This is a genomic window from Streptomyces solicavernae (assembly GCF_029968095.1).
Classification (GTDB): domain Bacteria; phylum Actinomycetota; class Actinomycetes; order Streptomycetales; family Streptomycetaceae; genus Streptomyces; species Streptomyces solicavernae.
Genome location: NZ_JASCIR010000038.1, coordinates 13,129 through 39,999 on the forward strand (window position 1 = coordinate 13,129; position 26,871 = coordinate 39,999).

General features: G+C 72.6%; 24 protein-coding genes and 1 pseudogene. 8 read left to right on the forward strand and 17 right to left on the reverse strand.

Translation table 11 applies throughout. The features are described 5' to 3' along the window. Positions 1–286: 286 nt before the first annotated feature. The 6 genes and pseudogenes from QIS99_RS28350 to QIS99_RS28375 all read right to left on the reverse strand — a co-directional run bounded on the left by QIS99_RS28350 (position 287) and on the right by QIS99_RS28375 (position 4,720). Positions 287–1,749, reverse strand: a pseudogene (locus QIS99_RS28350) (acyl-CoA synthetase). A gap of 152 nt (positions 1,750–1,901) precedes the next feature. Then, on the reverse strand, positions 1,902–2,504 hold the full coding sequence (locus QIS99_RS28355; protein WP_408909654.1) for a hypothetical protein: 603 nt from the start codon (positions 2,502–2,504) through the stop codon (positions 1,902–1,904). Beyond that, on the reverse strand, positions 2,501–2,731 hold the full coding sequence (locus tag QIS99_RS28360; protein WP_282516551.1) for a hypothetical protein: 231 nt from the start codon (positions 2,729–2,731) through the stop codon (positions 2,501–2,503). Before QIS99_RS28360 ends, QIS99_RS28355 begins: the two co-directional genes overlap by 4 nt. 423 nt (positions 2,732–3,154) lie before the next feature. Continuing rightward, a complete protein-coding gene (locus QIS99_RS28365) occupies positions 3,155–3,292 on the reverse strand; it encodes a hypothetical protein (protein ID WP_282516552.1) in 138 nt (45 codons plus the stop codon). Positions 3,293–3,380: 88 nt separating this feature from the next. After that, on the reverse strand, positions 3,381–4,412 hold the full coding sequence (locus tag QIS99_RS28370) for a methyltransferase domain-containing protein (protein ID WP_282516553.1): 1,032 nt from the start codon (positions 4,410–4,412) through the stop codon (positions 3,381–3,383). A gap of 170 nt (positions 4,413–4,582) precedes the next feature. After that, the gene (locus QIS99_RS28375) at positions 4,583–4,720 is read right to left on the reverse strand and encodes a hypothetical protein (protein ID WP_282516554.1); all 138 of its coding nucleotides are present in this window, start codon (positions 4,718–4,720) and stop codon (positions 4,583–4,585) included. Between the two features lie 147 nt (positions 4,721–4,867). On the opposite strand from QIS99_RS28375, the gene QIS99_RS28380 reads away from it, so the two are divergent. Then, positions 4,868–6,043, forward strand: a complete 1,176-nt coding sequence (locus QIS99_RS28380; RefSeq protein ID WP_282516555.1) for a helix-turn-helix domain-containing protein — start codon at positions 4,868–4,870, stop codon at positions 6,041–6,043. A 148-nt stretch (positions 6,044–6,191) separates the two neighbouring features. Then, the gene (locus QIS99_RS28385) at positions 6,192–6,791 is read left to right on the forward strand and encodes a GNAT family N-acetyltransferase (protein WP_282516556.1); all 600 of its coding nucleotides are present in this window, start codon (positions 6,192–6,194) and stop codon (positions 6,789–6,791) included. A gap of 20 nt (positions 6,792–6,811) precedes the next feature. Here the strand turns inward: QIS99_RS28385 and QIS99_RS28390 are convergent, their stop codons facing one another. The 9 genes from QIS99_RS28390 to QIS99_RS28430 form a co-directional block, all read right to left on the reverse strand. Beyond that, a complete protein-coding gene (locus QIS99_RS28390; RefSeq protein WP_282516557.1) occupies positions 6,812–7,648 on the reverse strand; it encodes an FkbM family methyltransferase in 837 nt (278 codons plus the stop codon). Then, positions 7,645–7,953: a Trm112 family protein gene (locus QIS99_RS28395; RefSeq protein ID WP_282516558.1), complete on the reverse strand. Its 309-nt coding sequence runs from the start codon at positions 7,951–7,953 to the stop codon at positions 7,645–7,647. The genes QIS99_RS28390 and QIS99_RS28395 overlap by 4 nt, the downstream gene beginning before the upstream one ends. A gap of 7 nt (positions 7,954–7,960) precedes the next feature. After that, a complete protein-coding gene (locus tag QIS99_RS28400) occupies positions 7,961–8,941 on the reverse strand; it encodes a DMT family transporter (protein WP_282516559.1) in 981 nt (326 codons plus the stop codon). Between the two features lie 2 nt (positions 8,942–8,943). Further along, positions 8,944–9,678 carry a class I SAM-dependent methyltransferase gene (locus tag QIS99_RS28405; protein ID WP_282516560.1) on the reverse strand — a complete coding sequence of 245 codons (735 nt, stop codon included), beginning with the start codon at positions 9,676–9,678 and terminating at the stop codon, positions 8,944–8,946. Further along, positions 9,675–10,976 carry a condensation protein gene (locus tag QIS99_RS28410; RefSeq protein ID WP_282516561.1) on the reverse strand — a complete coding sequence of 434 codons (1,302 nt, stop codon included), beginning with the start codon at positions 10,974–10,976 and terminating at the stop codon, positions 9,675–9,677. Before QIS99_RS28410 ends, QIS99_RS28405 begins: the two co-directional genes overlap by 4 nt. Next, positions 10,973–15,421, reverse strand: a complete 4,449-nt coding sequence (locus QIS99_RS28415; protein ID WP_282516562.1) for a DUF3367 domain-containing protein — start codon at positions 15,419–15,421, stop codon at positions 10,973–10,975. Before QIS99_RS28415 ends, QIS99_RS28410 begins: the two co-directional genes overlap by 4 nt. Beyond that, positions 15,418–16,158: a class I SAM-dependent methyltransferase gene (locus QIS99_RS28420; RefSeq protein WP_282516563.1), complete on the reverse strand. Its 741-nt coding sequence runs from the start codon at positions 16,156–16,158 to the stop codon at positions 15,418–15,420. Before QIS99_RS28420 ends, QIS99_RS28415 begins: the two co-directional genes overlap by 4 nt. Further along, on the reverse strand, positions 16,158–17,321 hold the full coding sequence (locus tag QIS99_RS28425) for a glycosyltransferase family 4 protein (RefSeq protein ID WP_282516564.1): 1,164 nt from the start codon (positions 17,319–17,321) through the stop codon (positions 16,158–16,160). Before QIS99_RS28425 ends, QIS99_RS28420 begins: the two co-directional genes overlap by 1 nt. A gap of 325 nt (positions 17,322–17,646) precedes the next feature. After that, complete coding sequence (locus QIS99_RS28430; RefSeq protein WP_282516565.1) at positions 17,647–18,606, reverse strand: DUF3068 domain-containing protein; 960 nt, start codon at positions 18,604–18,606, stop codon at positions 17,647–17,649. Positions 18,607–18,891: 285 nt separating this feature from the next. Between QIS99_RS28430 and QIS99_RS28435 the strand changes: the two genes are divergently transcribed. The 3 genes from QIS99_RS28435 to QIS99_RS28445 all read left to right on the forward strand — a co-directional run bounded on the left by QIS99_RS28435 (position 18,892) and on the right by QIS99_RS28445 (position 21,031). Then, on the forward strand, positions 18,892–19,044 hold the full coding sequence (locus QIS99_RS28435; RefSeq protein ID WP_282516566.1) for a hypothetical protein: 153 nt from the start codon (positions 18,892–18,894) through the stop codon (positions 19,042–19,044). A 5-nt stretch (positions 19,045–19,049) separates the two neighbouring features. After that, a complete protein-coding gene (locus tag QIS99_RS28440) occupies positions 19,050–20,282 on the forward strand; it encodes a helix-turn-helix domain-containing protein (protein WP_282516567.1) in 1,233 nt (410 codons plus the stop codon). A gap of 68 nt (positions 20,283–20,350) precedes the next feature. Beyond that, complete coding sequence (locus QIS99_RS28445; RefSeq protein ID WP_282516568.1) at positions 20,351–21,031, forward strand: SCO2400 family protein; 681 nt, start codon at positions 20,351–20,353, stop codon at positions 21,029–21,031. A 133-nt stretch (positions 21,032–21,164) separates the two neighbouring features. Here the strand turns inward: QIS99_RS28445 and QIS99_RS28450 are convergent, their stop codons facing one another. After that, entirely contained in the window at positions 21,165–21,602 is a 438-nt protein-coding gene (locus QIS99_RS28450; RefSeq protein WP_282516569.1) for a MarR family winged helix-turn-helix transcriptional regulator, read from the reverse strand. A gap of 109 nt (positions 21,603–21,711) precedes the next feature. Between QIS99_RS28450 and QIS99_RS28455 the strand changes: the two genes are divergently transcribed. Together QIS99_RS28455 and QIS99_RS28460 are read left to right on the forward strand one after the other, a co-directional pair. Beyond that, the gene (locus QIS99_RS28455) at positions 21,712–22,731 is read left to right on the forward strand and encodes an NADP-dependent oxidoreductase (RefSeq protein WP_282516573.1); all 1,020 of its coding nucleotides are present in this window, start codon (positions 21,712–21,714) and stop codon (positions 22,729–22,731) included. Positions 22,732–22,804: 73 nt separating this feature from the next. Continuing rightward, positions 22,805–23,236 carry an organic hydroperoxide resistance protein gene (locus tag QIS99_RS28460; RefSeq protein WP_282516570.1) on the forward strand — a complete coding sequence of 144 codons (432 nt, stop codon included), beginning with the start codon at positions 22,805–22,807 and terminating at the stop codon, positions 23,234–23,236. 95 nt (positions 23,237–23,331) lie between these two features. Here the strand turns inward: QIS99_RS28460 and QIS99_RS28465 are convergent, their stop codons facing one another. Then, positions 23,332–25,680 (reverse strand): M14 family zinc carboxypeptidase, encoded by a 2,349-nt coding sequence (locus QIS99_RS28465; RefSeq protein ID WP_282516571.1) that lies wholly within the window; start codon positions 25,678–25,680, stop codon positions 23,332–23,334. Positions 25,681–25,861: 181 nt separating this feature from the next. On the opposite strand from QIS99_RS28465, the gene QIS99_RS28470 reads away from it, so the two are divergent. Beyond that, positions 25,862–26,761: an EI24 domain-containing protein gene (locus QIS99_RS28470; protein ID WP_282516574.1), complete on the forward strand. Its 900-nt coding sequence runs from the start codon at positions 25,862–25,864 to the stop codon at positions 26,759–26,761. Positions 26,762–26,871 lie beyond the last annotated feature (110 nt).

A 26,871-nucleotide genomic window follows, 5' to 3' on the forward strand; every position in this document is an offset into this window, starting at 1 on the left:
CAGACCAGCCAGCCGACGAAGTGGATGACGCCGGCGAGGAGGTCGGTGAGGAAGTTCATGGTGGTACTTCTCCTTGTGCTACGTGTGTCGCGCATGAGGGACCCATGCGCTCGGGACTCGCAATCACGGTCTGCAGCCCGTTGCTTGCGCTCCGTAAGCATCGTTGGTCACTCAGGTCCGATGCAATCTCAGCGGCAACGATCACCTGTTCCAGGGAACACCTGCTCCCCTGTTCGTTTCCGCGGGCAACGGGTTTGGCGGGGGCGGCGTTCGGGCGGACTGGCCTTCAGCCGCCCTCCGCGAGCGCCCGCTTGATGACCTTGCCCATGTCGTTGCGGGCAGCTCCGTCAGGTACCGCACCGCGCGCGGGCGCTTGTGCGGAGCGAGCCGGTCCGCCACGTGGTTCGCCAACTCGGCCGCGCCGGGCGGGCGTTCGGGGTCGTACGGGACGACCCAGGCGACCACGCGCTCGCCGAGGTCCGGGTCCGGCTCGCCGGTCACCGCGGCCTCCCGGACGCCCGGGTGGTCGAGCAGCGCGTTCTCGATCTCGCCCGCGCCGATCTTGTAGCCGCCGCTCTTGATCAGGTCCGTCGCCCTGCGGCCCACGATGCGTACGTACCCGTCCGGGTCCCGCACCGCCATGTCCCCGGTGCGGAACCACCCGTCGGCGGTGAACGCCGCGGCCGTCGCCTCGGGCCGGTTCAGATAGCCGGTGAACAGGTTCGGGCCGCGCACCTGGATCTCGCCCACCTCGTCCGGCGCGGCGGTCGGCCCGCCCGCCTCGTCGACGATCCGCAGCTCGACGCCGCGCAGCGGCACGCCCACGGAGCCGGGGCGCGGCTCGGCGTCGGCCCGCACGCTGGTGTTGATCAGCGTCTCCGTCAGCCCGTACCGCTCGATGACCCGGCAGCCGGTGGCCGCCGTGATGCGGTCGTGGTCGTGCACCGGCAGCGCGGCCGAACCGGAGACCAGGACACGCGCGCCGGACAGCGCCTTGGCGAGGGCGCGGTCGCCGGGCAGGGCCTCGGCGATGCGGTGGTACATCGTGGGCACGCCGAACAGCATCGTCGCCCCGGCGGAGAGTTCACGCGTCACGCCCGCCGTCGAGAACCGCCCGAGGTGCCGCACCTCGCCGCCGCGCCGCAGCGGCCCGAGCACGCCGAGGATCAGCCCGTGCACGTGGAACAGCGGCAGCCCGTGCACAAGGATGTCGTCGGCGGTCCACTGCCAGGCCTCCGCGAGCGCGTCGAGGGTCGAGGCGAGCGCACGGCGCGGCAGCACGGCGCCCTTGGGCGGGCCGGTGGTACCGGAGGTGTAGACGACGAACGCGGCGGACTCGGGGTCGGGCTCGGGCGGCGGGGGCGGTGCGGGCAGCGGGGGGTTCGTGCGTACGTCGATGTCGATACGGTCCAACTCGGCCAGCGCGTCCGGGAGTCGCGCGCCCGGTTCGGCGAGGACGGCGACCGGCGCGCTGTCCTGCACGACGTGCTCAAGCTCGCGCCCGCCGGCCTTCGGGTTCAGGGGTACGGCGGGCGCCCCGGCGAGCAGGGCGGCCACGACGGCGACCGCGGTCTCCATGCTCGGTGTGGCCCACACCGCGACGCGCCCGCCCCGGCACAGCCGCGCCGCCAACGCGCCTGCGGCCGCGCCGAGTTCCGCGTACGTCAGACCGCGCTCGCCGAAGCGCAGCGCGGGCCGCTCGACGCCCGCGGCGAGGTCGGGGAAGAGCGCCGGATGGGGAGAACTCACGCGTTCTGACTCCTTGCTGTAGGTTCCTGCGGGTCCGTCGGCCGCCGTTGGCCCGTGGCACTCCGGTCCGGCTACCCGGACCCGCGCCGGGCACGCAACCCTCGCCGGGTGACCTGGCCCACCGGGCAGTACGCCGGTCCGGAGCGCCCCGTTCACGACCGGCCGGCCGGTCCCACCCGCTGCAGCAGCCCCCACGTGAACTCCGCGACACAGGGCCGCGGTTCACCGCCCTCCCGCTCGGGCACGGACAGGGCGAGCCCCCACCGCGTCGGCGCCGAGCCCTCCAGCGGGCGGGCCGGAGGGAACGCGCGGGCCGCCTCGTCGACCGTGCAGGACCAGGGCGTGAGGTCGGCCAGGGTGCGCAGCGCCGGGCCGGGGGCACCGGGGGCACGGATCAGCCACTCGTTCCAGACGGCGCCCGTCGGGGCGAGCAGCACCTCGAAGCGCAGGTCGGGCCAGAGCGGCACGGGCCAGAGCAGCGCCTCGCACTCCAGGTCGCCGATGGTGCGGCGGATCGTCTGCGGCGTACCGAGGATCGAGCGGTAGCGGGACGCGGCGGACCGGGAACGCGGCGAGCGCACCATCGCCTGCCAGCGGCGGTTGGCCTCACGCATCTCGGCGTCGGACGCACCGAGTTCCCGCCGTGCGTCTTCGACGAGACCGGGGTTGTGGTCGGCCATGCGGCGCAACAGGACGAGCTGGAAGTCGGCCGGGCCGAACGGGGTGGCGGAGGAGTTGGCGGGCATGGTTCTCATGGTCGCGCAGGGCGGCCCTTCACGTCGGCAGCTACGGGCAGGCACGGCTCTTCGAGATCGACGTGGACGTTGGTGATCCCGGGAAGCGCGCCCAGGTTCCGGGCGATCACGGCCGGGTCGTGGTCCCGACAGCCGAAGTTCTCGGCGGCGCGCAGGAAGAGCATGGCGTCGTGCCCGTCAGGAAAGAGGGTGTGGTCCACGCTCTCGACCGTTGCGACGAGATACATCGGGGTATCCGCCGAGTCGAAGTGGATGCTGGAACCTTGTGCCGGGCTCCAGGAGTGTGCCCACTCCCATTCGAAAGAGAGCTCCGGGCTGGTCCGGTCACGGTCGAGGACAAGGAAGACCGACACGATCACAGGTACTCCGTAGGGTGTTGGCGGCAGTCGTACGCAGGCGCGGCGCCGTTGAGGTGGATGTACGGACGGCCGTCGGCAGGCCGGGCACAGCCCGGAATGGCGTAGGCCGGGAGAGCCGGCCGAAACGCCATGCCGGGTATCGGGTCAGCGGTGGTTCAGGAGGACACGGAAGCTGCGCTGAACGTGGCTGAGAGGAGTGTCACGACCACCGAGGTGCAGATGATGAACGCGAGGACGGCGCCGATCAGCGTTCCGTCGTTGGTGACTTTCCACCTCGCAGTCGACCCTTGCTCATCGGCGTCCGTTGCCGATCTTCACCGTGTCCTCGTTGATCTTCTTGACCTTGTCGCGTAGGTCGCTCGGATCACCCTTCGGACTCTTCTTGACGAGGGGTACAGGAGAGGTGCCAAGCTGGCTGGGATCGCTCATGAGGACTCCGTCTTCAGAGTTGATCTCTTGTACCTGGCTCGCCCGCGTCGTTCTTTGCCGGGACCGCGCGGGCGGGACAGGGTGCACTTTACGAGTTGGTGTTCTTCGCTCGAACCGGCACAGGACTGTCCGGGCTGTCGAGCCAAACCTGTTGATTGGGCGTGTACTTGGAGCCGCCCCGGGTGGTGAGCCCGAAGCGTTCGAAGCCGGGGCGTCCTTGCTTCTCCCACCACAGCCACGACACCTCTAGCTCGTCCCACAGGCTCCGGGGACCTTGCTGCACCACCCCGTACGAGCTCTTCCCTTCCTGGTAGTCGGCCGTCGCCCAGGTCGTGATGCCCCTGTCGAAGAGCCACAACCGATAGCTGCGCCCGCCGAGTTGCTGCACACGGCAGAAGAGGTCGGGGACCTGAACTCCGATCGCGAACATATGGATCCAGTCGCCCACGGCGTCAGGCGATACGGCTGTGGCGGAGTGACGCCCGAACGCAGGCCAATCCGCCATGTCCACGTACTTGTTCGTGGCAGGGAGGATCTTTCTCTGGTCACGCATCGACATGAACGCCGACGAGCGGATGAAGCGTCCGCTGCCGATGCCGCGCTCGTCGATCGTGAGCCTGACGACAGCCTCCCCGCCGTAGACCGGGCCCCACGGAGCGACGATCACGCCGTTCGGGCGGCACTGGGCAATCCACTGGGAAGGGATGTAGCGGGCCGAGCACGTTGCGATCACTCTGTCGAAGACGCCTTGCTCGGGATATCCCTCCGTACCGTCACCCGTGCGGATGCGCGGTGAGTACCCCGCACGGCGAAGACGCTCCTGTGCCTCTGTCACAAACCCGGGATCGATCTCGACGCTGAATACCTGCTCGTCGCCCAGGCGATGGCACAGCAATGCTGTGTTCCAGCCGTTGCCGGTCCCGATCTCCAGGACCCTGTTGCCGGGTTGAGTATCCAGGGCGCCCAGCATCGAGAAGACCATCGTGGGCATGCTGCTTGAGGAGGAAGCGATCCGCCCCGGCGCCGACCCCTCGTACGTACCGTCGTCCCACTGGGTCGTGATCGGCACGTCGGAGTGGACGACGTCCCACCACAGTTCGGGCTCCTCCGATCGCAGCACACGCCGAGCCTGTTGGTTTCCTCCCGCTCGGCCCTGCCAGATGGCGTCGGGGACGAACGCGTCTCTGGGAACCGCTCTGAACGTCGGCAGCCAATCGGACGACAGCGCCCCGGATCGCAACAAGTGGCTGCCGACTGCTTCCGGGAACCCGGAGGGTGTGTTCTGGTCCATCACTTGCCGTCCGCGGGGCCCTGACCGTCGTTGGTGTTGCCCCCTTCATCCGAACCTCCGCCCCCGTGCTTGTTGCCGGAGTCGCTGTCATCCTGAGGGTTGCCGCCCGTTGCCCTGAGCGCCCACCAAGTCTCCATAGCCGTACCTCCTGGTCGTTGGGGAGTTGCTGCCAGTAACCAGGAAACTGCTCAGAACCAAGATCAGTTGGCACAAGACTTGCACAAACACTATGAGCCAAGCGGGAGTTGGTGTTGTCCGTCCACTCGAACTGGAACAGTGCCTTCATGGAGAACACGCCTGCCGCTGGTGAGAACATCGCCGTGTTGCGCAAGGCCCGGGGCGTGGGCCAAGCGAAGCTCGCGCGCGAAGCGAAGATCTCGATCTCGTACCTGACGAAGATCGAGACCGGGCTGCGCCCTGCAACACCACCTGCGGTTGCCGCCATTGCCAAGGCGCTTCATGTCACGACCGCGCGCATCTACGGCCAGCCGTTTCTCGGGCCGTCCGAACAGGCCGACCTGCTCAACGACCTTCGCGGAGCGGTCCGTCGCCACACGCTTCCCAAGGAAGACACTCCGCCGACCGACGAGTTGGCCGCCAGCTTGAACAAGGCGGCCCAGCTTCGCGCTGACACCCGCTACCTCGAACTCCTCCGGATACTTCCCTCGCTCCTGGGGCAGGCGACGGCGACAGCCCTGGATGCAGGCGGGGACGCCGTCGCGTGGAGCCAGGTCGCGGACGTGTACGGATGCGCGTACGCCGTCGCTCACCGCCTGGGGCAGCCCGACCTCGCCGACATGATCGTGTCCCGCCAGGCGTGGGCGGCCCAGCAGACGTGGAACCCCACGGCAGAGGCAGCAACTGCCTGGAACGAAGCGGGGACGTTCCAGTCCGCCGGGCAGTACGACGACGGTCTCGCAATCATCGAACGAGCGATCTCGAAGTACGAGTCGGCCGGCGGCAGCGGCCCGGAGTACGTGGTCGCGCTCGGCTCCCTCCACCTGCGCGGCGTTGTCCTGGCCTCGCGCCACAGGGACAAGGGCGCCACGATGGACCACTTGCGCAGGGCCCGGAGCCTCTCGGGGCAGATCGACGGTGACGTGCTCCAGCACAACCTCACCTTCGGTGCGGGAAACACGGCCCTCTACGAACTGGCCGCCCACATCGAACTCGATCAGCCGAACAAGGCCACCGAGATGTCTGACCCCTTGATGCAAGCGCCGCCGTCGGGGTTGAAGCCCAACAGGGTCGGGCGGTTGTTCATCGATGTGGCGCGGGCTCGCCTGGCAGTGAAGGACGTCGTAGGTGCAGAGGAGGCCTTGAAGAAGGCGTTCGCCGTCTCACCTCAGATGGCGGAGATCCACCCGATGAGCCGAGAGGTGCTGCGGGTGCTGTTCGTCATGCATCAGCGGGGTAGGCCGGATCTCATGGCTATGGCCAAGCGGACCGGCCTCGCCTAGCTGGACGTCAGCGTGTCGCAACGTCGGTGCGGCCGACTTTCCCGACGCCTCCAAGTGACGGTACTGCCGGTGCCGCGACTTCGATACTGGCGTCGGCGTTGCAGGGTGACTCGGCGGACGTCAACGCGGAGGCTCCTACGATCGTCTTATGCTGCGAACCGTTTGCCCGATAGAGACAGACCGGCTGGTCCTGCGACCGTTCCGGCCTGGCGACCTGGAGGACGTTTACGCCTACCAGTCCCGCCCGGACGTGGCTCGGTACCTGTACTGGGACGTGCGCGACCGAGCTCAAGTCCAGGAGGCGCTTGATCGCACCTGCCGCGAGACCACGTTCACAGAAGAGGGTGACTGGCTGTCGTTCGCCGTGGTGTGGGGTGAGACTGGCGTGGTGGTCGGCGAGGTGGGTCTGAGGTTGCTCAGCCGGGGGCACCGGCAGGGGGAGACGGGATTCATCTTCAACCCCGACTACCAGGGGCGGGGTCTGGCTGCCGAAGCGGCCGAAGCCATGCTGAGGCTGGGCTTTGAGGACGCGGGATTGCACCGGATCATCGGCCGCTGCGACGCACGGAATGGGGCCTCGGCACGTCTGATGGAGAAGCTCGGCATGCGCCGTGAGGCTCACTTCGTGCAGAACGAGGTCGTCAAAGAGGAGTGGCGTGATGAGCTGGTCTACGGCCTGCTCAAGCGCGAATGGAAGGCCCGCGGGATGGCCGACCGAAGGACGGCGGACCGCGGGGTCACTTCCTGACCTCGGCTCGGCAGGGTGACTCAGGGGTGCCCAGGGGGAGACGGGCCGGCCCCTGCACGGTTCCGCAGAGCCCGCACCCCCGGCCGCCGCCCCTCCGCCAGGAACAGCACCGAGTTGACGTACCGCGGCCCCCGGAACGGCAGGACGCGGCGGAGGAGTCCTCGGCGGACCACATGGGCCGTGGTCGCCTGATGCGTGGCCAGGTCGAAGGTGTCGAGGGGGATCCAGGAGCGGCCGGGGAGGACCCAGCCGCGGTAGCCGTGGCCGGCGAGCAGGTCGACCACCGGGGCCGTGGGCTGGATGCGGGCCTCCAACTCCACCAGGAGCGCCGGGTGGTCGCGGGCCAGGAGCTTGGCGGCGCCGCGCAGGACGGGGAGTTCGTTGCCGTCGACGTCGATCTTCACGAAGTCCACCCGGGCCGTTCCGCGCAGGCCGAGGGCGTCCAGGGGCAGGCAGGGCACGTCCAGGGCGCGGGCGTGGATGTCGCGGCGTACGAGGGAGGAGACGCCGCGGTCGCCGCGTGCCGCCCGGTCGTCGTGCGGGAGCCAGAGGGGGGCCGTGCCGGAGTGGTCCGTCGCCGCCGCCTGGACCACGCGCACGTTGCCGGGCGTCGCCGCGTCCAGGGCGTGGGCCAGGTGCGGCACCGGTTCCACGGCGATCACCCGGCGGGCGCGCCCGGCGAGGCGGCGGGACCAGGGCCCGTACCAGCCGCCGACGTCGAGGGCCGTGTCGCAGTCGGCGGGGCAGAAGTCGGCGAGCCGGGCCAGCTCGGGCTCGAAGCGCGGGTACACGGCGGCCGCGAGGGCGCCGACCAGGCGGGCCGGGAGCAGCGGCCCGATGCGGGCGGCGACGGTCATGACGAGTCGCCCCCTTCCGTACCGGCCGGGGCCGGTGCGGAGGCGGGTGCCCCGATCCGCCGGAGCAGCCGCTCGTGCTCCTCGTCCGCGACCTGCTCGCCGGAGGACGGGAGGAGTTGCGGGATGCCGTCGATCAGCGGGTAGCGGCGGCGCAGCCGCGGGTTGTAGAGGGCGCCTTCCAGTGCGACGGCTCCCTCCGGGGCGAGGGCCCCCTCCGGTACGAGCGAGTCCGGTACGAGCAGGTGCAGCGGGCCCTTGTCGAGGGGGCAGGCGAGGATCTTCAGCAGCGGGTCGTCGGGGGTCATCTCGGGGTCAACTCCTGGGTGGCGATGAGGGGGTGGGGAGGGGAGCGGTGGTGCGGAACGGGGGGCGGGGTCCGGGCGGGCCCGGGGCCGAAACCCCGGCCGGTGCCTGCGGCCGGGCGTCGTGGCGGGGCAGGGCGAGCAGCACGGTGACCGCGAGCAGCGTGCCGCCGAGCCGCAGCGCGAGCCGCACCGGGTCGTCCGGCAGCGTCTCGCCGAACGCGAGCGTGCCGAGCACCGCCGTGAAGAGGCTGGTCACCGTCGTACAGACCGGCACGATCAGCGAGGCCCGGGAGCGCTGCAGCGCGGCCTGCGACATCACCAGGCCGAACGGGAAGGTGACGAGGAGCAGATACGGGTACGGGGACCGCAGCAACGCGGCGGCCGTGCCCGCGAGTTCCGTGGTCGTCAGCTCGCTGGAGATGCCCTTGATGGCGAGGGAGCTGACGCCGTAGAGCAGGCCCACGGCCACCCCGTACGCCGCGCCGTTGGTGGGAAGCCGGTGCAGCCGCCGGGCGCGCCGCTCGGCCGCCGCGTACAGCCACACGCCGAGCGCGAGGGACGGCACGCAGACGAGGAGCACCAGGTGGGTCGGGGCGTGCAGACCGACCCGGTCGGCGCCCTCCTTCAGGGACAGGACGACCATGAGCAGGGCGACGAGGATCGCGCCGAGCGCGTACTTCTCCCGGCCGGAGGTCCGCTCGCCGAGCAGGAGTGAGGAGAAGAGGACGAGCAGGACCAGGCCCGAGACGAACAGGCCCTGCGCGGCGGCGATGGGCAGGGTGCGGTAGACCGCCAGCTGGGCGGCGAAGCCCGCGAGCAGGGCGAGCGCGCCGCCGATCCACAGCGGGCTGCCGAGGACGTGCCGGACCAGGGTGAGCGGCCGCCGCGTGGACAGCGACGGCAGCCGGCCGAGGGCCCGCTTCTCCAGGACGAAGCCGAGGCTGGACAGCGCGTTCGCGAGCAGGGCCGAGGCGACACCCCACCACACGGTCAGGTCCTGACGGCGTGGACGAGCAGGATCGACGCGGCGCCCGGCCGGGCGCAGGCCAGCCGGTCCAGGGCCCGCAGCGGCCGCGGCACCCCGTGGAACGGCGCCCCCGCCATCCGTACGACACGGAAGCCCGAGGCGGTGAGGAACTCCCGCAGGGCGCGCGCCGTGTAGAGCCGGAGGTGGCCGACGACCTCGGTGCCGGGTCTGCCGTGGATGCCGCGCAGGCTCACCTCGGAGAACACCGGCTGCACCCCGGCGAGCAGCAGGGCCCGGTTGTACCAGGCGGCCAGGTTGGGCGTGGACAGCATCAGGTGCCCGCCGGGGCGAAGGACGCGGCGCAGCTCGTCCAGGGCGCTGTCCGGGTCGACCAGGTGCTCGATGACCTCGCTGAACAGCACCGCGTCCGCGCTCCCGGACGCCAACGGGAGGCCGCCGTCGGTGAGTTCGCCGCGTACGACGTCCGTCAGGTGCGTACGGGCGCGGCGCAGCGCGTCCTGGGACCAGTCCACGCCGATCACCCGGTGCCCGGCGAGCAGCGGGGCCGCCGCGCGGGCCGCGGTGCCGTCGCCGCAGCCCACGTCCAGGACCACGGCGGGGGCGGCGCGGGCCGGGCCGAGGGCGTCGGCGAGCATCCGGGCCTGGCGCAGGCTGCGGGCGTCCCCGGAGGCGACCGGCACGGCCGGGTCCTCGTAGAAGTCGCGGAGCCCGGCGGGCCGGGTGCCGGTGCCGGTCATACGGCCACTCCCTCGGTCGCGTGCAGATACTCCTCGAACAGCTCCCGGAGGCGGACCCCGTCCCGCGGCCCGAGCAGCGTCCGCGACCAGCGCAGGGCGAGGTGCAGCCGCCCGGCCGTGGACGCCGTCGTCACGGTCAGGCCGCGCGGCAGCCGGGCCGGGGCCGAGAACCACACGGCGTGCGCCCGGCCCGCGTCGCCGAAGTCCAGGGCGTACGGGATGCGGCCGATGTTGGAGAGGAGGGTGGTGGAGGTCCAGGGCGCGGCGGCGCGGCGCAGGCCCCGGGTCAGCGCGGCCCGTACGCCGACGGGCAGCACGGGTGCGGTGAGCAGCGCCGCCCCGTGGCCGAGCTGCGGGCGGTCCAGGGCCTTGAGGGCGCGGGTGCGCAGGGAGGTCGTGCGCAGCAGCCCGGGTATCCGCTCGGCGTGCAACTCGGCGGCCGCGAACGGCACTTCGACCAGGCGGGTGCCGTTCCCGATGGGCATGCCCGCGTCCCTGGGCCGGTCGTCCACGGGCATGGTGATCCGCATCGGCCGGGGCGCGCGACCGCGGTCCCGGTTCCAGTGCGCGATCATCAGCGCCGTCGCCGTCATCAGCTGGTCGTTGACGGTGTACGGGGCGCCCTTCGGCCGCTTCGGCACGGGCAGTTCGGCGATGAGCATGCCGTTGCCGGGGCGGGGCTCGGGGCTGCGGCCCGGCGCGACGTGCGCGGGGCGCGCGCTCCCGCCCGGCATGCGCACGGGGGCCACGGCCTCCTCCGCGCGGACCGGCGCAGCGGCCGGCGCGTTGTCCCGGCCGCCGTACAGCTCGGCGGCCGTGGCGAGCACCCGCAGGCAGGCCGGGCCGTCCAGGGCGGTGTGGTTGATGACCAGGAACAGCACGCAGCCGTCCGGCCGTCCGGCGTCCCGTACGACCTCCAGGCGGACCGGCGGCGAGGCGTTCAGGGGCGGCGCCTCGGACAGGGCGCGGCGCCGGGCCCGCGCCAGTGCGTCCGCGCCCGGCTCCGGGAACGACACCACCGGCACGTCGGGCCCGTCCGTGAGCTCCCAGGTGTAGCGCCGCCGGTACCAGGGCCCGGCCGCCTCCCGCATCAGGATCCGCGGATGGAGTACGAGCGCTTCGGTGAACGCCCGCGTCAGCCGCTCGCCGTCCACGGGTCCGGGCAGGTGCACCTCGATGTGGACGGTCTCCGGCTCCTCGTCCTGCAGACAGTGCCGGGCGATCTCGTCCACGACGGGGAACGGCACCCGCCGCCGCTCCGTGGGCCGGTGCGGTACGGGACGGTGGAGCGCGGTCATCGTTCCTCCCCGGGGCCGGGGCCGGGGCCGGGGCCGGGGCCGGGGCCAGGTCCGGGGCCGCGTCCGGGCTCCGGCTCAGTGGCCCGCAGTCGTGGCCTGCGTGGTGCGGTCCGGCCCGTCGGGGGGCCGTCCTGCGCGGAGGCCGGGCCGCGCGCCGACAGGGTGGGGCCGGACGGGATGCCGAGGGCCGGGGTGGCCGCGTCGGCGGTGCGGTGCCGTCGCGGGAGGGGTGGCCGCGGGGGCGCGTCCGGGTCCTCCTCGTCCGGCTCCCGCCCGTCGCCCCGGTGCCGCCCGGCCCCTTCCCGTACGCCGACCAGGGCCGCGAACAGGCCGGTCAGGGCGAGGAGTTGGGCCGTCGGGGAGAACGCGCCGACGCCCGCCGACGGGGCCGAGCCCGCGTCGAGGGCGGCCGTGACGCCCGCCGCCGCCATGGCGAGGAACGCGATCGGCGCGAGCAGCGCGTGCCGCCACCACGCCACCAGCGCGAGCACCGGCACGAGCAGCGCGAACGGCCCGGCGATCGCCACACCCACCAGGGTCAGCGCGACCGTGCCGAGCAGCAGCCCAGGCGCCCGCACCGGCGGCGCCGCGTCCCCGGAGGCGTCCGGGTTCTCCGCGCGGCGGCGGAACAGCACCAGGCCGACGAGCAGCAGCACGCCGCCCGCGCCGCCCGCCACGCCCGCCCGATACGTCGACGCGGGCTCGAACTCCAGCTCCACCGCGCCGCCGGCGCCCTGCGGCACCAGCCAGCCCTGCTGCCAGCCGTCGAGCCTGACCGGGGTGAGCTCCTCGCCGTCCAGGGTGGCCGTCCAGCCCTCGTTGACGTTCTCGTACGTCGTCAGGTACGAGGCCGCGCCCGCGCCGACCGTCAGGGACCGGCGATCGCCCGACCAGTCCCGGACCGACACCTCGCGGGTCGCGGCGGACGGCTCGGCGACGGTGCCGTGGGTGAGCGTCACATCGGTGATCGCGAGCGGACCGGCGTCCCCGGCCTCGACGCGGTGCGTGCCGCTCTCCAGGTCGACGCTGCCGTCCTTCTCGTCGCCCGCGCAGAGCGTGACCTCGATGGGCCGGCGCTCGGTGAGGTCGCGGACCGTGCCCTGCGCGCTGGTCGCGTGGAACGTGCCGTCGACGGAGAGCACCGGGCCTTCCCCGCAGGCGAGTTGGAACTTCCGGTCCGGGTCGGGCTGCTGCGTGCGGTACTCCTCCAGAGCGGGCAGGTACACCTCGGTGAGGCCGACCGGCAGCTGCAGCTTGTCGCCGGCGACCGGGTTGTAGAGGGTCAGCGGCGCCGTCTCGGTGACCGTGATGTCGAGCCGGTCGGTGGTGATCGGGTCGAAGCGGGCCTGGCCGTTCTCGTCGACAGCGGCGACCGTCGCCCCGTCCGGGGAGCTGATCTCCACCTTCGTGGGCCGCGTCGACAGGCCGCCCGCCGCCGCGAGCACGATCTCGCCGACCGGCTGCTTGTCCGGCCAGCGCAGGTGGATCACCGCGTTCCTGCCGCTGCCGCCCGCGATCCAGGCCGTTGTCAGGTCGCCGTCGGTGAGGTTGCGCGGCGAGATGTTCGCGCCCATCCGCGCGGTCGAGCCGGCGCTCGCCTTCAGCTGCTTCTTCTGCTTCTCGCGGTCCTCGGGGGACGCCACCTTGTACAGCAGCTGGTCCAGTTCCTCGCCCGGGATCGCGACGGCGCTCGCCCGCACCTCGTACGAGCCGGACGTGCCCGTGCTGAAGCGGCGGTGCAGTCCGGGCTCGGAGCCTGATGTGCCCAGGCCGCCCGGGTCGGCGGCGCGGTGCAGGGAGAACCGGGTGGCGTCCGCTTCGGTGTCGCGCGCGTCGGTGGGCAGGCTGAGCATCCGCGTGACCTGCACGTCCGGCACGGAGATCTCGGCGAAGCCCGCGCCGGACAGGCCGGGCCGCGAGCCCTGGGTGTCCAGGATGGTGAGCTTCAGCCAGCTGCTGTCGCCCGCAGGGGTGTCGATGCGCTGCCGCTGCCCGTCCGGCTGCAACTGGCTGACCCGGCTGCCCTGTTCGGTCTCCACCCGCACCTTGGTGGGCGCGGGCCGCACCCCGTTCTGCGGCAGCGGCGTCACCGAGATCCGCTCCGGCACGGCCACGGACCCGTCGAAGCCGATGCGCAGCCACTCGCCCTCCGGCGAACCCGCGCTGCCCTCGGCCCAGCCGGTGTCCGCCGAGCCGTCGAAGGCGTTGACCGGGTCGTACTGCGGCAGGTGGAACAGCCAGTTCCCGGACGAGGACGCGGTCACCGACTTCGCGCCGCGCAGCGCGGCCGTCGTCTGGTGCTCCACGCCCTCCGTCGGCAGGATCTGCTTCGGCTCCTCGCCGGGATCCTGCAGGCTGCCGCTGTGGTTCCGCTCCTCGGGCGTGTACGTGTACGACGTGTTGTTGTCGACCAGGCCGAACCGGGTGTCGGCGCGGCGCAGCCCGTCCCCGACGGCCTGCAGCGGGGCCTTGCCGAGGCCCGGGTGGTGGTCGCCGGTGAGGACGACGGGCCGGTTGCGCAGCGCGGGGTCGGCGGAGAGCGGGAGCAGCGACTCGGGGCCGCCGCTGACGACGGCCGTGTCCGCGACCGCCTTCAGGCCCGCGCGGCCCGGCTCCGGGGTGTCGCCCGGCCGGTAGATCTCCACGGCGCGGCTGCGCGGGTAGAGGCCCTCGACCTGGATCGGGGTGTCGTCGGCGATCCGGCCGCCGGTGACCTCCGGGCCGAAGCCGGTGACCCGCTCGTACCCGGACGCCTCCAGGGTCCGCTTCACCGTGGCCGTCGGCACGTAGCCGATCCGGTCCGGGTCCAGGTCGTTGCGGACCACCACGTAGTGCAGTCCGGCGCGGTTCAAGTAGTCCTGCAGGCCCGGGACTTCGCCGCCGGTCTGCAGGGCCTGCTCGACGGCGTCCATCGCGCGGCGGTTGCCGGGCGCGCCGAACGGCACGTAATTGCGCTGCGCCCAGCGGGACTCGGCGAGCACGTCGAGGGGCTGGTCGATGGGCGAGCCCCAGGTGTAGATGCCGTGCGCGGTGGCGGGCACGACCAGGGCGCGCGAGTCCGGCGCGTTCTTCTCCAGCCAGCTCGCCGTGGACTTCCAGTGCTTGGGCAGCTCCTCGAACGCGCCCGGCTGCAGGATCGACCCGTTCACGTACGGCAGCACCAGGCCCGGCAGGACCAGGGCGGCGGCGATCAGCGGGGCGAAGCGGCGCGCGCGCAGCGGCCGCGCCCCGCGCGCCACCGCGGCCACGCCCACCAGGTGCGCGAGGCCGAGGGCGAGGGCGAGCGCGAGGCCCGACTGGAACTTGTAGATGTTCCGGAACGGCACGAACACGCCGTCGAGCAGGGACTGCACGGCCCCGTGGAAGGGCGCCCCGAGCGCGCCGCCGTACCCGGCGAGGGTGATCAGGGCGACCGACAGGACCGTCAGGACCAGCCAGCGCCGCTCGGGCAGGTCGCGGCGGGCGAGCCCGGCCAGGCCGAGCGCCGCCGCGAAGCCCGAGCCGAGGATCGCGAGCCAGGCGGTGGCGACCGTCCACCCGGCGGGCAGCCAGGCCTCGCCGAAGTGCAGATACGCCACCCAGTTGCCGGCGCCGCGCAGCGTCTCCGTCGCGGACATGGTGTCGGTCGTGGTCTGCGCGGACTCCACGTACGCCAGGAAGTTCTCCCCGTACATGCCCAGAAGCAGCAGCGGCACCACCCACCAGGCGGTGGCGAGCAGCACGCCCGGCACCCACCAGGCGATCAGCTTCCGCTTGCGCGCGCCGCCGGGCCGGGACAGCAGATACAGGCCGACCGGCAGCAGCGAGGCGAGCACCGACGCCGCGTTCACCCCGCCCATGCAGGGGATGAGCAGCGCCGACCTGAGCGCCGCGACCCGCGCGCTGACCGCCCGGTTCGTCAGCGGAAGCAGCACCCACGGCAGTACGGCGCCCGGCAGCGCTGCCGCCGAGGTCGAGCCGATCACCACGGTGTACGTCGGCCACAGCGCGAACGCCGCCGCCGCGAGCAGCCGCGACCGGGGCGAGCCCACGCCCAGCCGCTCGGCCAGCCGCAGCGCGCCCCAGAACGCGGTGGCCACGATCAGCGACATCCACAGCCGCTCCGCCAGCCACACCGGGAGCTGCACGAGGTCCGCGAGCGCGTAGAACGGCAGCGACGGGAACGCGTACCCGATGTACTGGTTGAAGATCCCGCCGAAGCCCGCCTGGTCCTGCCACAGCTGACCGAGGTCGCCGAGGAACCGCCACGGGTCCGTGGCCACGCCCAGCTTCGTCTCGAACGTCATCCTGCCCGGCGCCGCGGCGACGAACAGGACGAACGCCACGGCCCAGAAGCCGAGCAGCCACCACCGGGACCGTGGCCCCGCGGGCGGGGAGGGCGGGGCGCCCGGAGTGGGTTGGGGCGCCTGGGGAGGCAGCTGTGGAGCCTGGACCGTGCTGGTCATGGACACCGCCGGAGAAGGAGAAGAAGGTTCCAGGTGGCGAACTCGCGGAGCACCGGCACCTTCGGCACGGCCTCCGCGAGGAACGGCCAGTAGCGGGACCTGGCCGACAGGACGCGCACGTCGTGACGGGCCCGCACCTGCCGGAGGGTGGGCCCGACGTGCACGGCGAACAGGTTCTCGCCGAGGGTGTGCTTGGGCCGGCGGCCGGTGCGCCGCCGGTAGCGGGCGACGGCCCGGTCGGCGCCCAGCCAGTGCCAGGGCGCCCACTCGTGGCCGCCCCAGGGCGAGTACCAATTGGTGAACGACACGTAGATCAGCCCGCCGGGTTTCGTCACGCGCACCAGCTCGCTGAGGAACGTCGCCGGGTCGTCGACGTGCTCCAGGACGTTCGAGGAGAACGCGACGTCCGCGACGCCGTCCGCGAGCGGCAGCAGATACCCGTCCGCGCGCACGGCCTTGGCGTCCGGCCGCTCGCCCAACTCCCCGGCGTCCGGCTCGAAGAGGTACGCCTCCGCGCCGCGCCTTTGGAACTCCCGGGTGAAGTACCCGGCGCCGCCGCCGACATCGACGACGGTCCGCCCGGCCAGCGGCCCGTACGCGGACTCCACCTGGTCGGCGGCGTCGCGGGCGAGGAGAGTGTAGGTGTGGTCGGGGTCCTGCTGTTCGCGCAGGAAGGCACGGAACAGGGTGAGGGACCTTTTCAGGGACGGGTCCCGCAACTGGCCTTTCGGGGGCATCAGTTGGCCCTCCGTGCCGCAACGGCCTCCGCCGCGACCGCCCGGAACCGGCTGACCGTATGGGCCCACCGGTAGTCCGCCGCCCGGCTCGCCGCCGCCTTGCCCATCTCCGTACGCCGCTCCTCGGACAGCGCCAACGCGCACCACGCCGCCGCGAACGACGACTCCCCGCGCGCGAGCACGCCCGTGACCCCGTCCTCGACGGAGTCCCGCAGCCCCGGCACGTCGAAGCCGACCGCCGGGGTGCCGCGGGTCGCGGCCTCCGTGACGACCAGGCCCCAGCCCTCCACCGCGGACGGGTGCAGCAGCAGCCAGGACGCGCAGAGCAGCCGGTGCTTCTCGGCCTCGGACACATGACCCGCGAACTCCACGGAAGGGCCCGCGAGCTGTTCGAGCCGGCCGCGCTCCGGACCGTCGCCGACGATCACCAGACGCCCGCCGGTCACCGGCCGGACCCGCTCCCACAGCCGGAGCAGCAGATCGATCCGCTTGTACTCGACGAGCCGCCCCATCGCCAGGAACAGCGGCTCCGCGGAGCGCGGCGCGAGCGGCCCCGGGTCGTCGACACCGTTGTGCACGACGCGGATCCGGTCGCCCGGCACACCGATGGCGCGCAGCGCGTCGGCCGTGGACGGGGAGACGGCGACCAGGAGGTTGCCGCGCTGCGCCCCGGCCAGCGCCCAGTGCTCAAGGCGCTTGCCGAGCCGGGCGGCCGGCCCGGGGTAGCGCATGCCCCACAGCTCGGTGTGGACGTGGTTGACGAGGCACAGCGTCGGCCCGCGATGCCACAGCGGCGCCAGGTACGGCATGCCGTTGCAGACCTCGACGAGCAGGTCGCAGTCGCCCACCTGCCGGCTGAACGCGGACCGCGCCCGCAGGTAGTGCCCGAGGTCGCCGCCCGCCGACACCACGCGGTAGTCGCGGTACGCGGCAGGCCCGCCGCACAGCAGCGTGACCTGGTGCCCGCCGCGGGTCAGACCCCCGGCGAGCTGGTCGACGAGGAGTTCGGAGCCGCCCGCGGCCGGGTTGCCGAGGTCGCGGCGGGACAGGAACACGATGCGGCGCGGGTGTGGGGGACGGGCGCCGGACGGAGCGGGAAGAAGGGCCGCGGCCTCCTCGTTCGGGTTCGGGGCGCGCAGGGCGGGAGGTACGTGCTGGGGCATCCGTGCTCCAACTCGTCTCGGGGTGCGGAACGAATGTGGGGGTGAGCGGGACCGCACTGGGGCGGGGTGGTGCGCGGTGCGAAAGCGGGGTGGTGCGCGGTGCGAAAGCGGGGACGGACGGGGTGTGGGACGGGGTGGGACGGGGTGGGACGGGGTGGGTTGTGCCGATCGCCTGATCTCTGTGGTGTCGCTGTGTCCGTTCGGTGTGTTCGGTGGTGGGAGTCGACAGTTTTCGCCCCGGCGTTCGATGCGGCTACTCACCGAAGTGACAATTTCGCGCTCACTTCCCGTGGCCGACTCATCACTTCGTGCGGGAATCCAGCACTCACTCCGACGGTTCGCCCGCCCCGCCCGGCCGCACCCGCCCCCGTACGACCATGACCGTGCCGACGGCCGCCAGGGCCAGGCCGAGGCCCGCGGCGCCCATCGGGACCGTCTCGCCGAGCAGCTTCAGACGGCCGCTGTCGGAGTCGGCGAGCGCCACCTGCGCCTTCTGCGTGGCCTCGGTGAACGCGATCTTCCGGCTGTCCAGGAGCACCACGGCGTCCTTGTCCGAGCCCGGCTTGCGCAGCGTCTTGCGGGGCCCGATCTGCGCGTACACGATCCGCCCGGTGCGCCGGTCGGCGACCAGCTCGATGCCGTGGTTCGTGTACCACTCCTCGGCGAGGACCTGCTCGGCCTTCGACCCGACGAGCCGCCCCGGCACCTGCCGCGTCCCGGTCTGCGTGGCCTTCACGGTGCCGGTGAAGCGCAGCCCCTCGTAGCCCTGGATCTTCTTCGTGCCGCTGAACTTCAACGGCACGGTCGCCCCGAGGGTGCTGTCCCACCAGCGGTACGTGCGCTCCTCCACGTCGAACGGGAACTTCAGGTAGGCCTCGCCCTCGAAGTAGGGCTTCTCGCCGCAGCAGTGCACCGGCGCGTTGGTCTTCCGGTCGCTGACCCAGCGCTCGGTGGTCCACTGCAGCGAGTCGTGCGGGTCGGCCGCCGGCAGCGACTTGTCCGGGTCGACCGAGGTGGACACGTCCCAGACGGCGTGCTCCTCGGTGGAGTCGGCGACGTCGCCGCGCACCTGCCGGGTGACGGTGAGGTCGGCGCCCTCGACGGTCTCGACCTTGTCGGTGTCGAAGTAGGCGCCCTTGCCCGTCAGGACGGTGACCGTGTCGATGTCCAGGGGCGTGCGTTTGGCCCGCGGCTCCACGTACCAGGCGAGCAGCGGAGCGAGCACGAGCAGGAAGACGCCGACCCCCAGGAGGACCAGCGAGAGAGGCGAGGCGGTACGGCGCATCCGGGCACTCCAGGGAGTTCGGGAGGCCGCTCGACCGGCGCACGGGCGCGGCGGGAGCGGCACACGGGTGAAGGAGGCGCGAGCGGCCCACGGGAGGTGTGGGGCGGCTCACGAAGGCAGGGAGTCAGAGCGCAGGCGGCGGTCCCAGGTACTGGCCCGGGACCGTAGGCCCACTCTTGACGCGCTGTCAATGGACCTGAACACTGGGCAGTCGCCGGACGGGGACCGGCGACGGGGAAGGGCCACGGCCCTGGGTGGTGTCGCCGACAGAGAGGCTGACCTGCCATGAACCGACTGCTCGCCGCGGCCCTGACCGCGCTCTGCGCCGCCGCGCTCGCCGTCGGCGCCGCCCTCGGCGTCGTCGCACTCCTGGGCGCCACACCGGAGCAGCCCAACACACCCCTGATCAGCTACGAGCAGGCCCAGCAGGGACGTTGACCACGATGACCGCACGCTCCGCCTGGCGGGTGGTGCCGCGGCCGAAGATGACCCGGTTCGCCGCCCTGGCCCTGGACGAGGTGCCGCGCCTCGCCGACGACATCCTGCGCGAGATCCGCCGCGAGTACCCCCACCTGCCCGTCGTCCTCAACGACTCCGGCGAACCGATGGCCCTGGTCGGCATCCGCCGCGCCCTTGAGGTCTTCGTCCAGCAGATCGCCCACACCGAGGACCGGCCCCGCTACCACCCGGAGGTGTTCCAGGAGTTCGGCCGCGGCGAGGGCCTGCACGGCCGCAGCCTGGACTCGCTCCAGGCCATCTACCGGCTCGGCGTCCGCCTCGCCTGGCGCCGCCTCGCCGAGATCGGCCAGCACGTCGAGATTCCGCCACCCGCCATGTACGAACTCGCCGAGGCGGGCTTCGAGTATCTGGACGGCCTCGTCGACCAGTCCGTACGCGGCTACGCCGAAGCCGCGGCCCGCCAGGCCGGTGAACGGCTGCGCCTGCAGCGGAAGCTGATGGAGATCCTGCTCGTCGAGCATCGCACCGACCGCACCGACCCCGCCGAGGCCATCGCCGAGCGCGCCGCCCGCGTCGGCTGGGCGCTGCCCGAACGCGTCGCCGTCGGCGTGCTGCTCCGCCCCGCCCGGGAGGCCGTCGCGCCCGCCGTAGGCCCGGACGTGCTGCTCGACATGGAGGCCGAGCAGCCCCGCATGGTCGTCCCCGAGCCGGACGCGGCCGGCCGGGCCGAACTCCTGCGCCGGGCCATGACCGGCTGGGCCGGGGCGATCGGGCCGCCCGTGCCGCTCGTCGACGCCGCCAAGTCGCTGCGCTGGGCGAAGGCCGCGGTCCGGCTGATGGAGCGGGGGCTGCTTCCCGGCGGCGGGGTGCTGTTCTGCGCCGAGCACACCGAGGCCCTCGTCCTGCTGCAGCCCGAGGAGCTGATCAACGACCTGGCCCGGCGCATCCTCGCCCCCCTCGCCCGCTGTGGCCCCGCGCACGGCCGCCGCCTCGCCGAGACCCTGCTCGCCTGGCTGGAGACCCGCGGCGGTGCCCCGGAGGTCGCGGCCCGCCTCGGCGTCCACCCGCAGACGGTCCGCTACCGGCTGCGGCAGATCCGGGAGCTGTGGGGCGACGAGATCGACGACCCGGACCGCCGCTTCGAACTGGAACTGGTCCTCCGCGCCCAACGCCTCAGAGGCGGCATCTCCCGCCCACGCGCGGAAGGCGCCGCATAAGACTCGGCACACAACCTTCACGCCACCTGCCTCCACCGTTACGGGAGCCCTTCTAGCGTCCCTGACCTATGGACTACTGCCACCCCTGCCGCAGACACCTCAACGGCGCCCTCGCCTGCCCCGGCTGCGGCACGCCCGCCGAGGCCTGCCGTCGGTACGCCGAGGAGATCGCGGCGGCCGAGGCGGTGGCAGCCGGTACCGCCGAGCCCCACCGGGACGAGCCGGGCGAGCCCCGCCGCTCGCGCCGCGCCGCGGGTCGCGCCCGCCGCCGGGACACCGAGCGGCGCCGCCGGCGTACCCGCGCACTCGTCGTCGGGGCCGGGTTCCTGCTGGTCGCGGGCGGTGTGGGCGCGGCTAAGCTGGGCGGCGACGGCGAGCCCGAGGACCGCGCGGCCCCGGCCCGGCCGGACGCCCCGGAGGGTACGGACGTGGTCCACCCCACCCAGACGGCAGCGGAGACCGGCCGGGCCGACCGCGGTGACCGCGAGCCGTCGAGCCCGGCACCGGCGACGCCGGACGCGCCGACGCCGACGCCCACGGAGGCGGCCCCGAAGAAGTCCGGCAACCCGGACAGGGCCACCGAGTCCCCGGACGGGCAGCCGAGTTCACGCACGCCGAGCTCGCAACGCCCGCCGGCCCAGCGCCCCACACCGCCGCCCCGGACGCGGCCGGCGGACCCGGACCCGGAAACGACGCCGGAGCCGACGCCGTCGGAGAGCTGCGACAGGTTCCTCTGGTGGTGCACATGAGCCGCCCGTCCGGGGGCACCTCCCGGCCGGAGGCCGGGAGGGTGTGAGGACGAGGCCGCAGTCCGGCAACGGAGCGACGAGGCCGCAGGCAAGCAACGGAGCGGGGTCCGGGGCGGCAGCCCCGGAAGGGCGCTCACTGTTCCAGCATCAGCCGCAGCAGATCCCGCAGGGAAACCCGCTCGTCCCGCGACAGCGCCCCCAACGGCTCGCGCGCGAAATCGTCAAGCCCGTCCCGCAGTTCACGCGCGGTCCGGGCCCCCTCCTCCGTGGGCGCGGCCAGCTTCACGCGCCGGTCGGCCGGGTCGGGGCGGCGTTCGACGAGGCCCCGGGACTCCAGGCGGTCCACGATGCCCGTGACGTTGGACGGCTCGCACTTCAGCTTCTGCGCGATCCGCCGCATCGGCATCGGTTCGAGCGAGAGCAGCCCGAGGACCCGCGCCTGGGCGCCGGTCAGGGCGTGCCTGCTCGCGGCCCGCTCGTACTCGTCGTGGTAGCGGTTCACCACGGAGCCGATCAGCTCGACGACCTCCAGGGTCAGCGGGTCGGTGCAGGACGTGCGGGATCTGGCCATGTGCACCAGCGTACCCATTTACTTGACAACATGAAATATCCAGGAGCATGGTTGTTTCACGTTCTGAAGCATTTCTGAAGTGACTGAGAAGTCTCAGGAGGCCGCACCCATGTCGTCACTGCCGTCCACCGCCCGCGCCTGGCACCTCGTCGCCCGCCCCCACGGCTGGCCGAAGGACGCCGACTTCGAGCTCCGCGAGCTGCCGCTGGCCGCCCCGGCCGAGGGCCGCATCCTGGTGAAGAACCTGCACTACTCCGTCGACCCGTACATGCGCGGCCGCATGAACGACGTGAAGTCGTACGTCGCGCCCTTCCAGCTGGACCAGCCCCTGGACGGCGGCGCGGTCGGCGAGGTCGTCGCCTCGAACGACCCGGGCTTCGCGGTCGGCGACCACGTCCTGCACGGCCTGGGCTGGCGTGACTACGCCGACGTACCGGCGGGGCACGCCAAGAAGGTCGACGGCTCGCTCGCCCCGCTCTCCGCCTACCTCGGCGTCCTCGGCATGCCGGGCCTCACCGCGTACGCGGGGCTCCTGGAGGTCGCCTCCTTCAAGGAGGGCGACGCGGTGTTCGTGTCCGGCGCCGCCGGTGCCGTGGGCAGCCAGGTCGGCCAGATCGCCCGCATCAAGGGCGCGTCCCGGGTCATCGGCTCGGCCGGATCCGACGACAAGGTCAAGCTCCTCACCGAGGAGTACGGCTTCGACGCGGCCTTCAACTACAAGAAGGGCCCGGTCGCCGAGCAGCTGAAGGAGGCCGCGCCCGACGGCATCGACGTCTACTTCGACAACGTCGGCGGCGACCACCTGGAGGCCGCCATCAGCCGCCTCAACCCGCACGGCCGCGTCACCGTCTGCGGCATGATCGCCGGCTACAACGACACCGAGCCGGCGCCCGGCCCCCGCAACATGATGATGATCATCGGCAAGCGGCTGCGGCTCCAGGGCATGCTCGTCAACGACCACCAGGCCCTTCAGCCCCGGTTCGTCCAGGACGTGGCCGCCTGGATCGCGTCCGGCGAGCTCAAGTACAACGAGACGTTCGTCGACGGCATCGAGAACGGCGTGGACGCGTTCCTCGGCGTCCTGCGCGGCGACAACACCGGAAAGATGGTCGTCAACCCGACCCGTTAAGGTGCACGCAGTGACCGTTTCCGGGTCGTGGGCGCGAGCCCGGTTCGGCGCAACCATGGAGGAAAAGCAGCTAATGGCCATCCAGCAGTCCGACGTCAAGTACACCGCCGTAGCCACCGCGGAAGGCGGCCGTGACGGCCGCGTCGCCGCCACCGACGGCAAGCTCGACGTCGTCGTCAACCCGCCCAAGGAGATGGGCGGCTCCGGCGACGGCACCAACCCCGAGCAGCTCTTCGCCGCCGGTTACGCGGCGTGCTTCCAGGGCGCGCTCGGCGTCGTCGCCCGCAACGAGAAGGTCGACATCACGGGCTCGCTCGTGACCGCCGAGGTCGGCATCGGCTCCAACGACGAGGGCTTCGGCATCATCGTCGCCATCAAGGGCGCCATCCCGACCGTGGACGCGGAGACCGCCAAGAGCCTCCTGGAGAAGGCCCACCAGGTGTGCCCGTACTCCAAGGCGACCCGCGGCAACATCGAGGTCACCCTTGAGGTCGTCTCCGCCTGACGGCACGCCGCACAGGCACCTCGCACAGGCACCCCGCACGGCCCGAGGGCCGCGCTCCGCCCGCCGGAGTGCGGCCCTCGGCGCATATCCCGGGGTCAGCCGGTCAGCGCCCGCCCGACCTGCGGGAACAGCCCCTTCGGATGCGCCCGGAACATCGGCTCCGTACCGAAGAGCACCACCTCCGCACCGCCCGCGCGCCCGCTCACCACGGCCGCCCGGCCCGCCGCGTCCTCGGGACCACCCCTGCCGTCCCCGGCCACCCGCCAGTGCCCGGAGACCAGCGGGTTCCCCGTCGCGTACGACTGCTCGACGCGGACCCCCGAACCGAGGCCCGTGAACCACAGCGGCGAGTACACGAAGCTGTGTGCCGGGGCACCCTCGGTGAGCGGGCCCTCGTTCCGCACCCGGACCACGCCGTTGGCCGCCCCGTTGCCCTCGACCGCCGTCACGTCAAGCAGCTTCGCCGAGGCGTTGAACGCGGCACCCTGCGCGCCGCGCGCGACGACCCGGCCGCCGTCCGCGAGGAAACGGTCGAGCGCCTTCCGCGCGGCGGCGTTCAGCTTGCCGTGGTCGAGCCCCGCGGACACGAACAGGACGTCCGTGTCCTCCCAGTCGAAGCCGTCGTTGAGGGCCCCCGTCGACACCGGCGTCACGTCGAACCGCATCTCCCGCAGCGCGAACAGCTCGCCCGAAGTGGCCGCAGCCGCGACCTTCGTACGGTGCCGCTCCTCGGCCGCCGCGACCGCCTCGGGATCCGGAGCGGCCGGGGCGGCGCTCCGCACCGGCGTGCGCCGCACGTCCAGGTCCGTGCCCTCCGGCACCGCCCGCACCTCCGCGCCCCACAGCAGCCCGAGGCTCCAGCCGGAGATGTCGTACATCGTCGACACCTTGTCGCTGATGTCCCGGCCGTCCGCGAGCAGCACGTTCGCCATGCCCCGCTTCGACTGGTGCAGGTCCACCACGTACGAACCGGCCGGGTACGCGCGCCCCGCGAGCCGGAACGCGTGGCTCGCGCGCTCCACCCGCACGTCGTTGGCGAGCAGATGGTTCACCAGACGGGCGGCGGCAGCGCCCCGCGCCGGGATGACGTACGCGCGCGGGAACTCCGTGGTGTAGACGTCCTCCGGACCGATGCCCGGCACGCCCGGCACCGTCTCCTCGGAGACCTCCACCTGCCGCTCGCCCGCGTCCGCCCGCCGGAACGTCTCGATCTGGTCGGCGATCAGCGAACCGCGCCGCTCGCGCGCGAAGTCGAGGGTCGCGCGCATCGCCGCGCCCGCGATGTCCACGTTGATCGCGGAACGGCGGCGCAGCTCGGCCACCGGCAGCTCGTCGTACTCGTCGTTGTTCACGGCCATCGGGAACTCGATGGTGTGCGAGGCGACAGCGCCGTGGAACGGCATGTACTGCGGCGTGAAGACCGGCGGCCAGTCGTCCCAGCCCTCCTCCTGGTCCCGGAACGGGATCACGGCGGGCTTCACCCCGTCCTTCCCCTCCGTGTAGCCGAGGCCGTTGACGGCCTTCTCCATGCCGAGGGCGTTGGCGTACGTGTTCTTGAGGAACAGGTCGTACTCGTAGTTCTCGCCGTGCGGGGGAGTGGTCGGCTCGATCAGGGTGCCGTTGACGTACCCGTGCAGATCGATCATCACCGCGGGCTGTTTGTCGATGGCGATCTGCCGTATCGCGCGCGTCTCCGGCTGGGAGGCGGTGACGAAGTCACGGTTCAGGTCGAAGCCGTTGCCGTTGGCGCGGGTCCCGGCGATCCGGCCGTCCGGGTTGGCCGTGACGTTGAAGTACAGCCGCGAGCTGTCGAGCAGCTCCTCGGTCTTCTCGCTCTTCGACGTGGCGAGTTCCTCGATGAGCCCGAGGGCGGCGTCGGTGCCCTCCCACTCGTTGCCGTGGATGTTGTTGTTGACGAACACCGGGGTCTTGTAACGGGCCTTGATCCGCGGGTCCTTCGCGGCCCGCGCGGGCGCCCGCTCGATCAACTCCCGCATCCGCTTCTGCTCCCGCGCCGCTCGCGCCGACTCCGGCGAGGTCACGGTGACCAGATACAGCGGGTGCCCCTGCGCGGACTTCCCGGCGATCTCCACGCTCACCCGGTCGCCCAGCTCCTGCAGCTCGTTCAGCTTCGGCGCGATCGCGTGGTACGGGGTCAGGCCCAGCTTGACCGACTTGTCGCCGGGGTTCTCCGGCTGGGCGGGAAGCACCTGCTCGCGCGGGTAGCCGCCGGTGCGGGTGGACAGCGCCGACTGCGTGTCCCGCAGGGCGCGTTCGGCCGCCGACGCGGGCGCCTTCGCGGCCCGCTCGCCGGCGGACGCCCCGCTGTCCCGTACGGCTCCTGCGGCAGGCCCGCCGGGGTCGGCGCTCGCCCCGAACGGCGCGAGCAGCACGGCGCTCGTCGCGGTGGCCAGGGTGACGAGGACGGGTCTTGGTATGCGCACGCGTACCTCCGGAAGACGGGTACGAGAGGTCTACCGGACCAACTCCTCGCCAACAAGAGGTACTTGGCCGCCGTGACCGCACGTTGCCCGCCTCGGCCCTGCCCCGGACCCGCCCCGGCCCCGGCCGCGCCCCGCCCCGGCAGGGGCTTGCGGGGCGCTCGATAGGGTGTGCGGTATGGCGATGCGCGATCTGGGGACCGGTTTTGGATATCTCGCGAAGGGCCAGCGCTGGGTCGCGGGCCACGGGCGCTGGCTCGGCTTCGGCCTGATCCCGGGCCTGATCACCCTCGTCCTCTACGCGGCGGCCCTCACCGGCCTCGCCCTCGGCGCCGACGACCTGATCGCCTGGGCCACCCCGTTCGCCGACGACTGGTCGTCCCCCTGGCTCGGCCTCTTCCGCGGCTTCCTCACGGTGCTGCTCTTCGCCCTCGGCCTGTTCCTCGCCGTGATCACGTTCACCGCGGTGACGCTCCTCGTCGGGCAGCCCTTCTACGAGTCGCTGTCCGAGCAGGTCGACAAGTCCGAGTCGCCCGACGGCACCGCGCCCGAGTCGGGCCTGCCGCTGCTGCGCGAGCTGTGGATCTCGGCCAGGGACAGCCTGCGGATCCTGGCGCGCGCTCTGCTGTGGGCGGTGCTGCTGTTCTTCCTCGGCTTCATCCCGGTCCTCGGCCAGACGGTGGTCCCGGCGATCGGCTTCTGCGTGACGGGCTTCTTCCTCGCCCAGGAACTCACCTCGGTCGCCCTGCAGCGGCGCCGCGTCGAAGTCCGCGAACAGCTCGCCCTGTTGCGCGCCAACCGCATGATGACCTGGGGCTTCGGCGTGCCGCTCGCCCTGTCCTTCCTGATCCCGTTCGTCGCGGTGTTCCTGATGCCGGGCGCGGTGGCGGGGGCGACGCTGATGGTGCGGGACCTGCGGGGCGAGAACGAGGTCCCGCCGGGTGAGCCGCGACCGCAGCTCGACCCGAACGCTCAGCCGTACGGCCCGCACCCTCAGCCGTACGGCGGGCAGGCCCCGCACCCTCAGGCGTACGGCGGGCAGGCTCCGCAGCCGTACGGCGGGCCCAATCCGTACCAGCAGTAGGTGGGCAAGCCGGACGGCCCGCACGAAGCGGCGGGCGCTGCCCCGCGTGAGCAGGGCGACGGCCGCCTGGACTCCCCCTCGCACCCGCGTCAGGGTCTGCCGGACAAGCC

What these genes read in the sequence shown, in the direction of transcription:
- QIS99_RS28395 (WP_282516558.1), bottom strand. Translation starts at nt 7,953, where the DNA reads ATGACCCCCGACGACCCGCTGCTGAAGATCCTCGCCTGCCCCCTCGAC.
- QIS99_RS28380 (WP_282516555.1), top strand. Translation starts at nt 4,868, where the DNA reads ATGGAGAACACGCCTGCCGCTGGTGAGAACATCGCCGTGTTGCGCAAG.
- QIS99_RS28450 (WP_282516569.1), bottom strand. Translation starts at nt 21,602, where the DNA reads ATGGCCAGATCCCGCACGTCCTGCACCGACCCGCTGACCCTGGAGGTC.
- QIS99_RS28360 (WP_282516551.1), bottom strand. Translation starts at nt 2,731, where the DNA reads ATGTATCTCGTCGCAACGGTCGAGAGCGTGGACCACACCCTCTTTCCT.
- QIS99_RS28460 (WP_282516570.1), top strand. Translation starts at nt 22,805, where the DNA reads ATGGCCATCCAGCAGTCCGACGTCAAGTACACCGCCGTAGCCACCGCG.
- QIS99_RS28420 (WP_282516563.1), bottom strand. Translation starts at nt 16,158, where the DNA reads ATGCCCCCGAAAGGCCAGTTGCGGGACCCGTCCCTGAAAAGGTCCCTC.
- QIS99_RS28445 (WP_282516568.1), top strand. Translation starts at nt 20,351, where the DNA reads ATGGACTACTGCCACCCCTGCCGCAGACACCTCAACGGCGCCCTCGCC.
- QIS99_RS28385 (WP_282516556.1), top strand. Translation starts at nt 6,192, where the DNA reads ATGCTGCGAACCGTTTGCCCGATAGAGACAGACCGGCTGGTCCTGCGA.
- QIS99_RS28375 (WP_282516554.1), bottom strand. Translation starts at nt 4,720, where the DNA reads ATGGAGACTTGGTGGGCGCTCAGGGCAACGGGCGGCAACCCTCAGGAT.
- QIS99_RS28365 (WP_282516552.1), bottom strand. Translation starts at nt 3,292, where the DNA reads ATGAGCGATCCCAGCCAGCTTGGCACCTCTCCTGTACCCCTCGTCAAG.
- QIS99_RS28470 (WP_282516574.1), top strand. Translation starts at nt 25,862, where the DNA reads ATGCGCGATCTGGGGACCGGTTTTGGATATCTCGCGAAGGGCCAGCGC.
- QIS99_RS28405 (WP_282516560.1), bottom strand. Translation starts at nt 9,678, where the DNA reads ATGACCGGCACCGGCACCCGGCCCGCCGGGCTCCGCGACTTCTACGAG.
- QIS99_RS28455 (WP_282516573.1), top strand. Translation starts at nt 21,712, where the DNA reads ATGTCGTCACTGCCGTCCACCGCCCGCGCCTGGCACCTCGTCGCCCGC.
- QIS99_RS28390 (WP_282516557.1), bottom strand. Translation starts at nt 7,648, where the DNA reads ATGACCGTCGCCGCCCGCATCGGGCCGCTGCTCCCGGCCCGCCTGGTC.
- QIS99_RS28415 (WP_282516562.1), bottom strand. Translation starts at nt 15,421, where the DNA reads ATGACCAGCACGGTCCAGGCTCCACAGCTGCCTCCCCAGGCGCCCCAA.
- QIS99_RS28435 (WP_282516566.1), top strand. Translation starts at nt 18,892, where the DNA reads ATGAACCGACTGCTCGCCGCGGCCCTGACCGCGCTCTGCGCCGCCGCG.
- QIS99_RS28430 (WP_282516565.1), bottom strand. Translation starts at nt 18,606, where the DNA reads ATGCGCCGTACCGCCTCGCCTCTCTCGCTGGTCCTCCTGGGGGTCGGC.
- QIS99_RS28355 (WP_408909654.1), bottom strand. Translation starts at nt 2,504, where the DNA reads ATGAGAACCATGCCCGCCAACTCCTCCGCCACCCCGTTCGGCCCGGCC.
- QIS99_RS28410 (WP_282516561.1), bottom strand. Translation starts at nt 10,976, where the DNA reads ATGACCGCGCTCCACCGTCCCGTACCGCACCGGCCCACGGAGCGGCGG.
- QIS99_RS28425 (WP_282516564.1), bottom strand. Translation starts at nt 17,321, where the DNA reads ATGCCCCAGCACGTACCTCCCGCCCTGCGCGCCCCGAACCCGAACGAG.
- QIS99_RS28440 (WP_282516567.1), top strand. Translation starts at nt 19,050, where the DNA reads ATGACCGCACGCTCCGCCTGGCGGGTGGTGCCGCGGCCGAAGATGACC.